At 71.2% G+C, this 13,263-nt stretch carries 12 protein-coding genes; 2 read left to right on the top strand and 10 right to left on the bottom strand.

Annotation, left to right across the window (positions count from 1 at the left end; genetic code table 11):
* The first annotated feature begins 41 nt into the window (after window positions 1-41).
* Window positions 42-761 carry an SDR family NAD(P)-dependent oxidoreductase gene (locus tag ODJ79_RS19415; RefSeq protein WP_263024904.1) on the top strand — a complete coding sequence of 240 codons (720 nt, stop codon included), beginning with the start codon at window positions 42-44 and terminating at the stop codon, window positions 759-761.
* A gap of 28 nt (window positions 762-789) precedes the next feature.
* On the opposite strand, the gene ODJ79_RS19410 is transcribed toward ODJ79_RS19415, so the two are convergent.
* Both ODJ79_RS19410 and ODJ79_RS19405 read right to left on the bottom strand, forming a co-directional pair.
* The gene (locus tag ODJ79_RS19410) at window positions 790-1,638 is read right to left on the bottom strand and encodes an HAD family acid phosphatase (RefSeq protein ID WP_263024903.1); all 849 of its coding nucleotides are present in this window, start codon (window positions 1,636-1,638) and stop codon (window positions 790-792) included.
* Between the two features lie 10 nt (window positions 1,639-1,648).
* Window positions 1,649-4,573, bottom strand: coding sequence for an EAL domain-containing protein (locus tag ODJ79_RS19405; RefSeq protein ID WP_263024902.1), 2,925 nt, complete (start codon window positions 4,571-4,573; stop codon window positions 1,649-1,651).
* Window positions 4,574-4,645: 72 nt separating this feature from the next.
* On the opposite strand from ODJ79_RS19405, the gene ODJ79_RS19400 reads away from it, so the two are divergent.
* Window positions 4,646-5,278 (top strand): class I SAM-dependent methyltransferase, encoded by a 633-nt coding sequence (locus ODJ79_RS19400; RefSeq protein WP_263024901.1) that lies wholly within the window; start codon window positions 4,646-4,648, stop codon window positions 5,276-5,278.
* A gap of 4 nt (window positions 5,279-5,282) precedes the next feature.
* On the opposite strand, the gene ODJ79_RS19395 is transcribed toward ODJ79_RS19400, so the two are convergent.
* The 8 genes from ODJ79_RS19395 to ODJ79_RS19360 all read right to left on the bottom strand — a co-directional run bounded on the left by ODJ79_RS19395 (window position 5,283) and on the right by ODJ79_RS19360 (window position 12,951).
* Window positions 5,283-6,038 carry an ROK family protein gene (locus ODJ79_RS19395; protein ID WP_263024900.1) on the bottom strand — a complete coding sequence of 252 codons (756 nt, stop codon included), beginning with the start codon at window positions 6,036-6,038 and terminating at the stop codon, window positions 5,283-5,285.
* 37 nt (window positions 6,039-6,075) lie between these two features.
* A complete protein-coding gene (locus ODJ79_RS19390) occupies window positions 6,076-7,368 on the bottom strand; it encodes a hemolysin family protein (protein WP_263024899.1) in 1,293 nt (430 codons plus the stop codon).
* Window positions 7,369-7,456: 88 nt separating this feature from the next.
* Window positions 7,457-8,353 carry a DNA-3-methyladenine glycosylase family protein gene (locus tag ODJ79_RS19385; protein ID WP_411267350.1) on the bottom strand — a complete coding sequence of 299 codons (897 nt, stop codon included), beginning with the start codon at window positions 8,351-8,353 and terminating at the stop codon, window positions 7,457-7,459.
* A 244-nt stretch (window positions 8,354-8,597) separates the two neighbouring features.
* On the bottom strand, window positions 8,598-9,746 hold the full coding sequence (locus ODJ79_RS19380) for a Pecanex-like protein 1 (RefSeq protein ID WP_263024898.1): 1,149 nt from the start codon (window positions 9,744-9,746) through the stop codon (window positions 8,598-8,600).
* Between the two features lie 45 nt (window positions 9,747-9,791).
* Complete coding sequence (locus tag ODJ79_RS19375) at window positions 9,792-10,517, bottom strand: DUF4142 domain-containing protein (protein ID WP_263024897.1); 726 nt, start codon at window positions 10,515-10,517, stop codon at window positions 9,792-9,794.
* Between the two features lie 102 nt (window positions 10,518-10,619).
* Window positions 10,620-11,294, bottom strand: a complete 675-nt coding sequence (locus tag ODJ79_RS19370; RefSeq protein WP_317620678.1) for a hypothetical protein — start codon at window positions 11,292-11,294, stop codon at window positions 10,620-10,622.
* A gap of 212 nt (window positions 11,295-11,506) precedes the next feature.
* Window positions 11,507-12,283 carry a zf-HC2 domain-containing protein gene (locus ODJ79_RS19365; RefSeq protein ID WP_263024895.1) on the bottom strand — a complete coding sequence of 259 codons (777 nt, stop codon included), beginning with the start codon at window positions 12,281-12,283 and terminating at the stop codon, window positions 11,507-11,509.
* Window positions 12,283-12,951, bottom strand: coding sequence for a sigma-70 family RNA polymerase sigma factor (locus ODJ79_RS19360; protein WP_263024894.1), 669 nt, complete (start codon window positions 12,949-12,951; stop codon window positions 12,283-12,285). The genes ODJ79_RS19365 and ODJ79_RS19360 overlap by 1 nt, the downstream gene beginning before the upstream one ends.
* Between the last annotated feature and the right edge of the window lie 312 nt (window positions 12,952-13,263).

The following is a 13,263-nucleotide window of genomic DNA, read 5'->3' as shown; positions in this document are numbered from 1 at the left end:
GCCGACTCGGCGGCGCCGTTTTTTCGGCGAAGGAGAAAACCATGCCGGTCGTCATCGTCACCGGGGCGTCGAGCGGAATCGGCCGCGCCACCGCGCTCCGCCTCGGGCGGGCCGGCACCACGGTCGTGCTCGCCGCCCGCCGAGCCGACCACCTCGAGGCGGTGGCCGCCGAGATCGGCTCCGCCGTGGTGGTGCCCACCGACGTCCGCGACCCGGCGGCGATCGAGGCCCTGGTCGCCCGCGCCCGCGAGGTCGACGGCCGGATCGACGGCCTGGTCAACAACGCCGGCATCGGCGGCAAGACGACCGTCCTCGCCGATGACGACATGGTCACCCAGATGGTCGACATCAACCTGGTGGCCCCGATCCGGCTGATGCGTGCGGTCGTTCCGATCATGCGGGAACAGGGCTCCGGCTCGATCGTGAACATCGGATCGGTGGCCGGCGAGATCGGCATCGCCGGCACCTATTCCGCCACGAAATTCGCCCTCCGCGGCATGACCGACTCGGTGCGCCGCGAACTGGCCGGGACCGGCGTCGGCGTGACATTGATCGAGCCGGGCTTTATCAACACCGACCTCACTCGTCGGACGAATCTCCCGGGCCCGGAGACTGTCGCCGCCGCGGTGGAGAGCGCGCTGCGCCGCCCGCGCCGGCGCATCGTGGTCCCCTGGAAATACCGGGCGGCGATGGTGGCGGCCGGCGCCCTGCCGGCGCTGGTCGACCACCTCTACGCCAAGCGGGCGGCCGGCCGGGGGTAACCGCCGGCCGTCCCGCTGGGCCGCCCGGTCAGGGCAGGTAGTAGTTCGGGTTCGGCAGCTTGAAGGTCTTGTCGGCGTGGCCGCCCTTCAGGTCGCTGTACTGGTCGCCGAAGTTGCCCACGATGTCGTAGCCGAGCGATTCGATGTGCGCCCGGGTCGCCGACTTGTAGTGGATGGTCGTGCACTTGCCGCCCGGGTCGTCGGCGCAGGCCGCCTTCAGGTAGTCCGGGTACGCGCTCACGTCCGGCTTGGTGAACAGGCCGTCCTCGCCGTCGCTCAGCGTGGTCGGCTTCGGGTAGCCGGCGTCCACGCCGATCCCGTCCGCGGTCAGGTTGCCGAGGGTGGCGGCCTCCTGGGTGGCCGGCCGGCCGGTCAGGAAGAAGATCGCGTAGCCCTCGCGCTCGGCCGCCTGCGCCATCGCGACCATGCCCGGCACCGCCGGGAACTTCTGGCCGGTCACGTAGTCGGCGTTGGTGGTCGGGTTGTACGCCCAGTTGCTGAACACCTCGTAGTTCCAGGTCGCCAGCGAGGTGTCGTCGACGTCCAGGACGATCGCCTTGGTGGCGTGCCCGTACGACCGGTGGTGGCTCAGGTATCGCGTGCCGTCGGCGGCGACCCCGCTCGCCTCCTTGGCGTAGTTGCTGTCGGCGGCGAAGACGCCGGTGCCCAGCGCGTCACCGTAGTAATTGCGAAGCTGCTGCCGCAGGACGTCGAGGTTGGTGACGTCCTTCTCGGAGCGCGGAGTGATCGTCTTGATCGCCGGTTGGGCGGTCGTGGCGGCGGCCCAGCCGGCACCGGCACCGCCGAGGACGGCCATGGTGATGGCCACCGCGGCGACGGCGGTACGTCGCGGAGCGCGCAAGGAAGTGATGTTCATCCACGGGACCTTACGCCGCCATGGAATGTTCACCATTCGCCATCTGGGCCAATGCTTCGGTGCCATCGACCGGCGCCGACCAGAGGTAGCCCTGCCCCAACGGGCAACCGAGCCGGGCCAGCAGGTCACGGTGTACCGGGGACTCGATGCCCTCGGCGATCACCGTGAGGCCGAGCGACTGCGCCAGGCTCACGATGCCGGTCACCAGCGCCAGTTGCTGCGGGACCTCCACCATGTCGTCGATGAAGCTCTTGTCGATCTTCACGACGTCGATCGGGCGCCGGCGCAGGTAGCCCAGCGACGAGTAGCCAGTGCCGAAGTCGTCGATGGCCACGCGTACGCCGTGCTCGCGCAGCTCCGCAAGGTCACGCCAGACCGTTTCGTGCTCGCCCGCGAGCAGGGTCTCGGTCAGCTCGATCATCAGAGCCTCCGGCGGAACGCCGGCGTAGGCCAGCGCCTGCAGGATCTCGTCGACGAAGCCGGCCTCGCGGAACTGCCGCACCGAGACGTTCACCGAGACGTACGGTTGACGGGCGCGCGGCAGCGCCCGCCGCCACTGGGCCACCGTGTGCAGGGCCTGCTGCAGCACCCAGCGGCCGATCGGCACGATCAGCCCACTCTCCTCGGCGACCGTGATGAACTCGGTCGGCGCCACCAGCCCCTTGGTCGGATGGAACCAGCGGACCAGCGCCTCGAAGCCGACCGGCTCCTGCGAGCCGAGATCCACGATCGGCTGGTACGCGAGCAGGAAGTGCCCCTCGTTCACCGCGTGGTCGAGCGCCGACCGCAGTTCCAGTCGCTCCACCATCGCGCCGTGCAGGTGCGCCTGGTAGCGCCGCCACTGGTTCTTGCCGGCGCCCTTGGCCACGTACAGCGCGAGGTCGGCCTGGCGCAGCAGCTCGTCCGCGGTGTCCGCCTCGGGCGTGGTGGTGATGCCGATGCTGGCCACCGCCTGCAGCGAGGTCTCGTCGTCGATCACGATGGGCGCGGCGAGTGCCGCCAGGATCCGGTTGGCGGTCTCCTCCACCGCGCCCGGGTCCTGCACGTTCTCGATCAGCGCCGCGAACTCGTCGCCACCCAGCCGTGCGGCCGTGTCGTCGGCCCGCAGCGCCCCGGCGATCCGGTTCGCCACCTCGATCAGCAGGGTGTCGCCGGCCGCGTGCCCGAGCGTGTCGTTGACGATCTTGAAGTCATCCAGGTCGATGAAGAGCACGCCGACCACCGAGCCGTCCCGGGCGCCGCGGGCGAGCGCGTGCTCGAGGCGGTCGTGGAACAGCACCCGGTTGGCCAGCCCGGTCATCGCGTCGTGGAACGCCTGGTGGGTGAGCTCCCGTTCGAGGCGCCGCTGCTCGGTCACGTCGCGCAGGGTGATCACCAGCCCGGCCACGGTCGGCTCGTTGCGCAGGTCCGACACGTGCATCTCGAGCAGCACGTTCCCCGGGCCGCGCAGGTCGGCGCCGTCGCGCCGCTCGGTCAACGAGGTGTGATCGTCCGGGTTGATCCAGTCGAACAGGTACGACCTGCCGGGGTCGGCGCCGAAGACCCGCGCGGCCGACGGGCTCGCGTACCGGATCCACAGCTCGTCGTCCACGATCAGGATGACGTCGGCGGTGTTCTGCACCAGCGTCCGGAAGTACGTCTCGCTGTTGCGCCGGATCACCTCGTCGCTCAGCTGGATCCGCTCGAGCGCCAGCGCCGCCTGCCCGGCCAGCACCTCGACCGCCCGCTGGAGTCCCGGCAGCGCCGCCTCGGGCGCGCCCACGTGCAGCACGCCCACCAGCGGCTCGCCGGTCGGCCGGTCGGCGAGCACCATCGGGCAGCGCAGCGTGGTGCTGAAGTTGGTGAGCCGCACCGAGACCGCCCAGTCCAGCTCGCGGGTGGGCACGATGCCCGCCCAACGCTCGACCGGCAGCACCGGCGGCAGGCCGTCCGGCACCGCCATCGCCAGCACCACGCCGTGCGGAGTGTCCGGCGGCAGCAGCTGCGCCACGGCGACCCGCACCGCGTCACCGACCGCCTCCACGTCGGCCGCCGACACCAGCGCCGCCGACGCCTCCCGCAGGGCACGCTCGCGGGCCAGGGCCTGCCGGTGGTTCGACATGATGCCGGCCATCCGGAGCAGGACCAGCAGGAAGATCAGCGCGCTGAGCACGGCCCCGACCGTGGGACCGACCGCGAGCAGCACGGCCGGGGCGACCAGGGCGAGCAACGCCACCCGCCACCAGCCCGGCTCGCTCGGTGGGTCGTCGGCGCGGACGCTGAGCAGCGTCATCGACGGGTGCAGCGCGGCCAGCCCGGCGCACGCGTACAGCGCGAACCGGCCCAGCGCCGCCACGTCGCCGGACAGCCAGCCCAGCTCGTATCCGACGTCGGCCACCAGCATGCCGACCAGACCGGCGCCGAGCAGGCCGGTCGCGGCCGGCCGGCGCCCCGGGGAGGTGAGCAGCCGGGTGAGCACGCCCAGGCAGAGCAGATCGCCGATCGGGTAGGCGAGCATCACCCAGTCGTGGTCGGCGAGCCTCGGGCCGAGCAGGAACGTCCAGGCCAGCATCGCCCCGCCGGCCGTCACGACCAGCGCGTCCAGCAGCGCGGCCCGGTCCCGGCTCGGCCCGGCCTGCCGCCGGATGAAGATCAGCAGAACGGCCGCGAGCGCCGGGTACGAGGCGATGATCAGGGCAACGCCGGCTTGGTGCAGGCTCGGCGTGACGACGTAAGCGAACGTGCCGGCCGCGGAGAGGGCGACGGCCACGGCGAGCCAGCGCCACGGCGTACGGTCCCCGGGTCGGTTGAGGCGCACCCCACCGGCGATGGCCACCGCCGCGGACAGGCCCGCCACCAGGCGAACGGCCGGCTGCCCGGCGGGCACCAGCGAGAAGGCGACGGCGAGCACCACCATCCACCCGCCGAACAGGCCGGCGGCGAAACGTGGCGGCATCATGCTCCCTTCGGGGGTCACGTCAGACCATGCAGATCGGTCCGGCGCGCGGGCAGCTGAGACAATCGGCGCGTGCTCCTCGAGTTCATCCGCACCCACACCGCGCCCGCGCCGGTTCCCTTCGTGCCCGAGATCACCCTCTTCCAGGCCGACGAGCCGATCGAGCTGTGGGAGAGGACCGAGGAGGCCGGCACCGAGCAGCCGCCGCCGTTCTGGGCGTTCGCCTGGGCGGGCGGCCAGGCCCTGGCCCGCCACCTGCTCGATCACCCGTCGCTGGTGTCCGGACGCGCGACGCTCGATCTCGCCACCGGCTCGGGCCTGGTCGCGGTGGCGGCGGCGCGGGCGGGCGCCGTTCCGGTGACGGCCAACGACATCGACCCCTACTCGCTGGCCGCCGCGACGGCGAACGCCGCCGCCAACGACGTGCGGATCACGACGCTCGAGGCCGACCTCCTCGACACCGATCCCCCGGCGTCGGTGGTCCTGGCCGGCGACGTCTTCTACAGCCGCGAGATGGCCGGCCGGGTGCTGCCGTTCCTGCGCCGGGCCGCGGGGCGAGGGTGTCTGGTGCTGGTCGGCGATCCGGGCCGGGCCTACCTCCCCGAGGGCCTGATCAAGCAGGCGACCTACGCCGTCCCGGTGAACGAGTCGCTGGAGGGCGTCGCCGTCCGCGAAACCACCATCTGGCAGGTCGGCGCCCGATAGCCGGTCAGCGGGCGGTACCCAGCGACCAGGCGCGCACCCCGCCGACGATGCCGGCCGTGTTCGGCACGACCACCACGTCGTCGCCCATCCGGGCCAGCTGGGCGGGGGTGATCAGCCGCGAGTTGCCGCCGCCCAGGTAGAGGCGGTCCCAGAGGAAGACCGGGCGCAGGCCGTCGACCACGTTGCGCACCCGGCGGGACCAGAGGGCGTCGCCGAGGCGGCGGCGCTCGTGCTCGCCGATGTACGTGTCGTACGACATGCCCCAGCGCACCGGCGCCTGCGACATCTCCAGGTGCGGCGCCAGCACCCCGCCGTCGAAGAGCGCGCAGCCCAGACCGGTGCCCAGGGTCAGCATCAGCTCGCAGCCGGTGCCCGCGACCACCCCGGCGCCGTGCACCTCGGCGTCGTTGAGCACCAGCGTGGGCAGCCCGAACGCCTCGGCCAGCGCGGTGCGGGCGTCGAAGCCGTGCCACGCCTCGACCAGGTCGGGGTCGACCCTCGTCCGCGGGCCGGAGCGGGTCACGTAGTGCGGGGTGGCGACCACGACGCCGTGCCGCAGCATGCCGGGCATCCCGACGGTCACCCGGTCGGCGGTCGGCAGCCGCTCGCCCAGCTGCACCAGCGTCTTGACGAAGAGGTCGGGCGGCAGAGGGTACGGGGTCGGCACCCGCAGCGGCTGGGCCCGCATCGTGCCCGCCTCGTCCAGCACCGAGCCCTTGATGCCGCCGCCCCCGCAGTCGATCGTCAGGGTGAAAGCCACGCCGCCAGTCTGCATGGGTGTCCCCTTCTCCCGCCCGCTATCCATCGGTCTCGGCCGCCGCGGTGAGCGGACGCAACCGCACCCGGGTGATCGCCCGCCCGGTGACCTCGACCACCTCGGCGGTGAACCCGGGCAACGTCACCACCTCGCCCGGCGCGGTGGGAATGTGCCCCAGCACGGCCAGCATCATGCCGGCCACCGTGGTGTAGTCGCCGTCCTCGTGCCCGTGCGACTCGTCGTGCAGGCCGATGTCCGGCAGGTCGTGGATCGGGAACGAGCCGGGCATCAGCAGCGCCCCGTCCGCCTCGCGGACCACGGCCGCCACGTCCCGGTCGGTCTCGTCGTAGATCTCGCCGACGATCTCCTCGACCAGGTCCTCCATCGTGACGATCCCGTCGATCGCGCCGCGCTCGTCCACCACCAGGGCGAGCTGGGCCCGCTCGGTGCGCATCTGCCGCAGCGCGTCGGAGACCCGCAGCGTCTCCGGCAGGAACAGGCCGGGCCGGCAGAGCGCGTCGACCGGGCCCTCGCCGTCGACCAGGTCGCGCAGGTGCACCACGCCGATCACGTCGTCCAGGCCGGCCGGGCCGACCACCGGCGCCCGGGAGTGGCCGCCGGCGATCAGCGAGCGCAGCGCCTGGTGCGCCGGGCTGCCGGTGGCCAGGGTGAGCACGTCGCGGCGGGGCACCAGGATCTCGCGCAGGATCCGGTCGGCGATCTCGAAGGCGCCGCTGATGATCGTGCGTTGCTCGATCGAGAAGTCCTGCTGGGCGGCGACCATGTCGCGGATCTCCTCGGTGGTGACCTCCTCGCGCTGGGCGGCCGGGTCGCCGCCGGCCAGCCGTACCACCACATTGGTGGCCGCGCCGAGCAGCCAGACCACCGGGCGGGAGAGCGTCGCGAGCACGTCGAGCGGGCGGGCGACCAGCAGCGCCCAGCCCTCGGTGCGCTGCATGGCGATCCGCTTGGGGGCCAGCTCGCCGATCACCAGGGTGACGAACGTCAGGGCGATCGTGACGAGCACGATGGAGACCGGCTGGGCGGCGCTGCCGAGGAAGGCGAGCGGGGCCTCCAGCGGCTTGGCGAGCGACACCGCGGCGGCCGCCGACGCCAGGAAGCCGGCCAGCGTGATGCCGATCTGGATGGTGGCCAGGAACCGGTTGGGGTCGCGGGTGAGCCGGGCCAGGGTCTTGCCGCCGCGCGACTGCCGCTCCAGCCGCTGCACCTGGCTCTCCCGGAGCGATACCAGCGCCATCTCGCTGCCGGAGAAGGCCGCGTTCACCAGTACGAGCACCAGGACCAGGATGATCTCTCCGCCTGTGCCACCCATTATTCGTCAGCTCTCCCGGGCCATGCGATCACGAGGGGACCAACGTACCCAGGGTGACACCGATACGCTCATCGGGCCTCGGGCCGCGTCAAAACCTGGCAAAGGATCGGACCGGCATGCGCGGGCCGAAGCGCGGCGCACCGATGCCGCCGTGGGCGAGCAGGTCGCAGACCCGGCCCCGGTGGCCGCGGAACGGCTCGAGCAGCTCGAGCATCCGGTCGTCGGTGCCGCGCGCCTCGCCGGCCAGTGCCCAGGCCACCGTGTTGGGCACGTGGTAGTCGCCGACGCTCACCGCGTCCCCGTCGCCGTAGGCCACCCGGACCACCTCGGCGGCCGTCCACGGGCCGATGCCGGGCAGCGCGGTCAGCCGCCGGGTCGCCTCGGCCGCGTCGGCGCAGCGCTCGATCCGGCCCGCCTCGCGGGCGGCGCGCAGCAGGGCCTGGGTGCGGCGCTGTTCGACGCCGAGCGGATGGAACATCCAGTACGGACTGGCCGCGATCGCGGCGGGGTCGGGCGGGAGCAGCAACGGCGTGGGACCCGGCGCCGGCTCGCCGAACTTCCGGCAGATCTTCCGGTACGCCCGGAACGCCTCGACGCCGGTCACCTTCTGCTCCAGGATCGCCCGCAGCACGCGGTGGAACACGAGGCCGGTGGCCGGCAGCCGCAGCCCGGAGAACGTGCGCGCCAGCCGGTGCACGACCGGGTGTGCCTTGGCGAGGGCCGGGAAGCCGCTCACGTCGTCGCGCAGGCCCACGATCGCGTCGGCCCGGTCGAGCAGCCACTCGGCGCCCGCCCCATACGCCTCGGCGACCAGCTCGCCGCCCGCGTGGGCCAGGTGGAGGGTGCCCGGGCCGTCGGGGGTGCGGGCCGCCATCCACAGCTCGGTGCCGGAGACCCGCACGCACGGGTCGCCGTTGGGCGCCTGCAGCGAGGCGAGCGACGCGCCGAAGGCGTAACGCTCGGGCGGGGTCAGGCGACGGGCCACCCGGCAACTGTGCCACAGACGGACCGATGGCCCTGACCGCGCTCCCGGTCAGGGCCATCGGAGGCGACCGAACACCCGAGTGATTCGATCGCCGGGGTGGAGCTTGCCGCCGAAGTCGTCCGTCAGGGGGAAGGGCGACCTCCGGTGCCGACGGGGGGTCCCGGCCGGGCCGGGGCAATGTCGGTTACCCCGTCCCGGGCCGGGTTCGGCACCCGGTCTCAGCGGCTTACGCTCCTCGATTCAGTTACCGGACCAGGATCTTCACCGCGTCGAAGGCCGGCGTCTGGTTGGCGCGCTGCATCATCGGGATGCGGTGCGAGCCGTCACCGGCCCAGGACGCGCACTGCGCGATGCCCGTGGTGGGCATGCCCGGCACCTGGATGGTGACCACGTCGGGGGCCGCCCCGCCCTTCTTGTCCTCGGTGGCCACGAAGAACGCGGGCACCGGGGCCGGGTCGGGCGCCTCGTTGGTGTTCGCCAGCATCCGGCACGCGGTGTGGAAGTGACCGCGGGTGATGCCGTTGGCCAGAACCGAGCTCTCCACGTAGTAACCGCCCGCGCCGGCCGCGAGGAACCGGTCGCGGATCAGGTTGCGGGTGCTGACCTGCAGCGTGAACGGGGTGTTCACGGCCACCGAGCGCGGCGCCTGGGTGATCAGCAGCGACGCGTTGTTGTTCTCCGAGGCGACCTCACCGAACTCGGTGGTGACGCAGCGGTCGCCCTTCTGGAAGCCGTCGTGCTGCGGCAGCTGGCTGGTCGAGCAGTTGTTGGTGAGGACGCCGAGGCCGGCACCGGGCGGCGGGGTGGTGGCGCCGTTCGAGGCGCTCGGGTCCGGCGCGGGGGCGGTGGTCTGCTGCCCGCCGTTGTTCCCACCGTTGTTGTTGCCGCCGTTGTTCCCACCGTTGTTGTTTCCGCCGTTGTTGTTGCCGCCGTTGTTGTTGCCGGCGTCGCCGGACGCCGACGGGTCGGCGCTCGGGTCTGCGGCCGGCGCGGTGGTCGCCGCCGTCGTGGCCGCCGCGGTCGGCGCGGTGGTGGCGTTGCCGTTGTTGCCGACGTTGTTCATCACCCAGCGACGGCAGCGGTCACGGAGCTGAGCCGTGGTCACCGTGTCGCCGGCGCCGTCGTCCGGGTGCTGGACGACCGTGCCGTTGTTGGTGGTGTACGTCCCCCGCCGGGTCTTGGTCGACAGCTTCGCCGTCGGCGGGGCCTGCACGTTGTCACATGCCGACAGCGCCTTCTTCTGGGTCCGGTTGGTGGACGCGTTCGAGACCTGGGTGACGGTCACGATGCCGCCGAACGCCACGAGCGTGGCGGCGACCGCGATGATCCGGCGACGGCCGCTGAACCAACCCGAATTCCTGGATGATGCGCGCCGGTACTTGGACCTTCGCATGTGGGACACCTTTCTCTGTCTCGACCTGGACGGGGGTTTCGGGGACTACCTCGCCCGGAAGATGCGCATGGTCGTGATGACGCCGGCCACGAGGGCGACGGCGAGGACTAGGAGGACCACGGTGGTGTTGACACCCGGGATCCCGCTGGTGCTGCTGTGCGCCGCAGCGACCATCTGCCCGTCCACGGGCACCGGGCCCGAGCCGGGAGTAGTGGGGGCGGCGGCCGTCGGCAGCGCGCCGTAGTCGACGATGCCGCTCGACTCCAGCAGCGTCATGTGCGTCATGACGAACTGGTTGGCCTGCTGCGCGAGCTGGCGGACCGAGTCGTTGCGGGTGCTCGCCCGGATCGTCGCGATGGCGGGGAAGATCTTGCCGTGCGCGGCCCGGAGCCGGTCGACGTAGATCTGGTCGAACGTCGCCGAGTTCGCGTTGCGCATCTCGCTCAGCCAGCCCTGCTGGTCGCTGTTCGGCTTGTTGGGCAGCTCGATGTCGAGCTTCTTGGCGACCTCACGGTCCAGCTTGTCGAGCAAAACGTGCTGCGCGCTGATCGCCTTGCCGATGTTCACGATCCGCGGGTCGTCCGACTTCTCCTGGGCCATGTTGCCGGCCGGGATCTCCCAGAGGCCGGCCAGCCGCACCTTGATCACGAAGTCACGGTCGGCCGGGCTGACCGAGCCGGCCCCCTTGGCGTTGAACGAGGTGGCCGGCACCGGGATGCCGGTGTCCGCGCGCGCCGGGGAGACCGGCGCCAGCAGGGCCACCATGACCATTGCCGAAATGCCCACCAACCAGCGCGACGGCCGACGTGCGAAGCGGGCGGCAACCATTTTCCAAACCTCCGGTAATCAGCAGTTTCTTGGGGGTCGCTTAACTCAGTAGCTGTAGTCGCTACCGGAACTGCTGGTGTCGGACGCGCCGCCCGAATCGGCCGGCGGTGCCACCGGCTGCGAGATCTTCGGCAGGCAGGTGAGGTTCTTGGCGCCGTCCGGCTTGATGACGAACCACTTGCCGGAGACGTTCTGGCCCTTCCACTCGCCCGGCTTCTTGTCGCCGATGTAGTGGTAGACCGGCCAGCCCTTGATGGTCAGCTGCTTGGTGCCGTCGGCGCGGGTCACCGTGCCGACGACGCTCGCCGAGACACCCTTGAGGGCCGGCTTGCCGTCGTTGGTGAGCGCGGGCTCCCAGACCTTGGCGCAGTCACCGTTGCAATTGGACTTGGCCGGGTTGTTGGAGTCGCCGTCGAAGCGGTACAGCACGAAGCCGTCCTCGTTCTCCACGACCTCGCCCATGCGCTTCACGGCGCTGCCGGTCAGCTTGTTGGTGACCTGAGAGTCGGGGAGCGCGGCGGTCTGGCCCGAACCGGGAGGGGCCGTCGCGTTCGGGTCGGTCTGGGCGACCGGGTCGCTGGTCGCCGCCGGGTCGGCGGTCGCGCCGGGGCTCGCCGCCGTGTTCGAGGCGGGCTCGGCGGCATTTCCGTAGTCGGCCGCGTTGTATCCCTGCGGCGCGCAGCCGGTCACGGCGAACGCCGCGGCGATGGCCGCACCCACGACCGTCAACTTTCGCTTCTCCGGTACCACGTGCCCTCCAGGGATTCCTGCTTCTGGCGTTTCCGGGCAGTAGTACGAGGGCCGGGCCGGGTTCGGTTGAACACTCAGGCCCATCAAATTCCTTAATTTTGTTTGAAGCACTCGGCGTGTTCGCGCATGCACAAAGAGGCCCGGCCGAATCGGCCGGGCCTCTTTTGCGTTACGAAAACCTGTTACGGCACGCGAACCAGCGTGTCACCGGTGCCGGACGACGTGACCTCCTGCACCTGGATGTGCGCGATGTTCTCCCGCGGGGTCGCGGTGACCGCCTGCAGCAGCAGCGGGCTCGGGTTGGCGGCGGTGCCCCAACCCTTCTCCCCCACCGTCCAGGAGCCGAGCGACTCGGTGGTGCCGTCGGTGTGCACGACCACCATCCGGCACTCCACCGGGCCCTTGATGCTGGAGACCGCGAGCGAGATCTGGGTGCCGAAGTCCTTCTTCTCCAGCGCCACGTCGGCGTGCACCCCGGTGTGCGGGTCGGTGCCGCTGTACTTCTGCCCGGTCAGCTCGGGCCCACCGATGCCGGGGCCGTCCTGCGAGTTGGGCAGCGGGTCGAGCTGCGAGGTGCCGCGCTGGGCGGAGTTGTTCGTCGCCTTCTGCGTGGGTGCGAACCACTTGCCGCCCGCGAACAGCGCGCCGATCGAGAGCATCGCGAAGATGACCACGGCCGCGGCCAGCGAGTAGAGCCGGCGGCTGTTGGCCCGGCGACGCTCGGAGCGGACCTCGCCCAGCATCTTGTGCAGCACGACACCGTCGCGCTTGACCTCTTCGGCGGCGACCAGGGCGCCGGCGTCCACATCGGCCAGCAGATCGGCGACCTGCACGAAGGAGTCGAGCTCGAAGGCGCAGCGCGGGCACTCGATGAGATGATCTTCGAAACGCGCGGCATCGTGCTGGTCCAACACCCCCAGCGCGTACGACGCGACGTCGTAGTGGTCTTCCTGTGTCATTACTCCGTCACCCCCCGCTGCTGCAGCGCGGTACGCAGCGCACGCAGAGCGTAATACACACGTGACTTGGCGGTACCCAACGGAAGGTTGAGCTTTTCCGCCGCCTCCGGCACCGTCCGGCCCCGGAAGTAGGTCTCGATCAGGATTTCGCGGTGCGATTGGGACAGCTCGCGGAGGGCGTCGGAGACCGTCATCGACTGCAGGACACGGTCGGTGTCGTCGGCCGTGCTGGGGAAGCTCTCCAGCTCACGGTCGTACGTCTCGGCCGGCCGGGCGCTCGCGCTGCGGTGGTCGTCGATGGCGATCCGCCGAGCGACGGTCACCAGCCACGGCCGCAGCGACTGCTGGCCCTGCGCGCCGAGCCGGTGCGCGTTACGCCAGGCACGCAGCAGCGTCTCCTGAACGATGTCCTCGGCGCGCTGCCGGTCACCACCGGTCAGCCGCAGCACGAACATCAGCAACGGGCCGGCGTGCTCCTCGTAGAGCATCTTGACGAGGGTGTCCTCGTGACTCGGCTCGGCGGCGCCGTGCCGCGGCGCCTGCCGGGGAATCACCGAGCCACCGTCACCGCGGTTGCCGTCGAGGGACTGCCAAGAACCACCGGATCTCTGTTGTGTCATCAGGCACACCCCACCCGGTGCGAGCCGTTCCTCGACCACCGCATGCATTGATACCTCCGCCCGGAGCCTTCCCCGTCGCCTGAGATACGGGCGGGGGGACCTGCGGGGATCAACGCTCGCGCGGAAATTTCCGGGACGCGGGGGGTCAACTGTCCTCCGGTGTCGTGTGGGGGGCGGCACGGGGCACATCGGCGTCGACTTCGAATGGATCAAATTCATCCATCTAGACCGATATGCCTACCAGGGCGACCGAATAATACTCAGCCACAGCCGTAACAGGGAATGCCCCTCTGAGCTGGGCGGACACACTTTCGGTGCGGTTCATTACCGCTGCGTAGGCGCGCGCTCTCGCACTGTTCG

Origin of the sequence: Actinoplanes sp. KI2 (assembly GCF_025630775.1) — a bacterium.
Lineage (GTDB): Bacteria > Actinomycetota > Actinomycetes > Mycobacteriales > Micromonosporaceae > Actinoplanes.
This window is presented reverse-complemented; position numbering and strand designations above follow the sequence as displayed.

Bases quoted from the DNA above. Each gene is read 5' to 3' on its own strand.
- ODJ79_RS19360 (WP_263024894.1), bottom strand. From the start codon at position 12,951: ATGCATGCGGTGGTCGAGGAACGGCTCGCACCGGGTGGGGTGTGCCTG.
- ODJ79_RS19380 (WP_263024898.1), bottom strand. From the start codon at position 9,746: ATGCGAAGGTCCAAGTACCGGCGCGCATCATCCAGGAATTCGGGTTGG.
- ODJ79_RS19405 (WP_263024902.1), bottom strand. From the start codon at position 4,573: ATGCCGCCACGTTTCGCCGCCGGCCTGTTCGGCGGGTGGATGGTGGTG.
- ODJ79_RS19415 (WP_263024904.1), top strand. From the start codon at position 42: ATGCCGGTCGTCATCGTCACCGGGGCGTCGAGCGGAATCGGCCGCGCC.
- ODJ79_RS19375 (WP_263024897.1), bottom strand. From the start codon at position 10,517: ATGGTCATGGTGGCCCTGCTGGCGCCGGTCTCCCCGGCGCGCGCGGAC.
- ODJ79_RS19410 (WP_263024903.1), bottom strand. From the start codon at position 1,638: ATGAACATCACTTCCTTGCGCGCTCCGCGACGTACCGCCGTCGCCGCG.
- ODJ79_RS19390 (WP_263024899.1), bottom strand. From the start codon at position 7,368: ATGGGTGGCACAGGCGGAGAGATCATCCTGGTCCTGGTGCTCGTACTG.
- ODJ79_RS19365 (WP_263024895.1), bottom strand. From the start codon at position 12,283: ATGACACAGGAAGACCACTACGACGTCGCGTCGTACGCGCTGGGGGTG.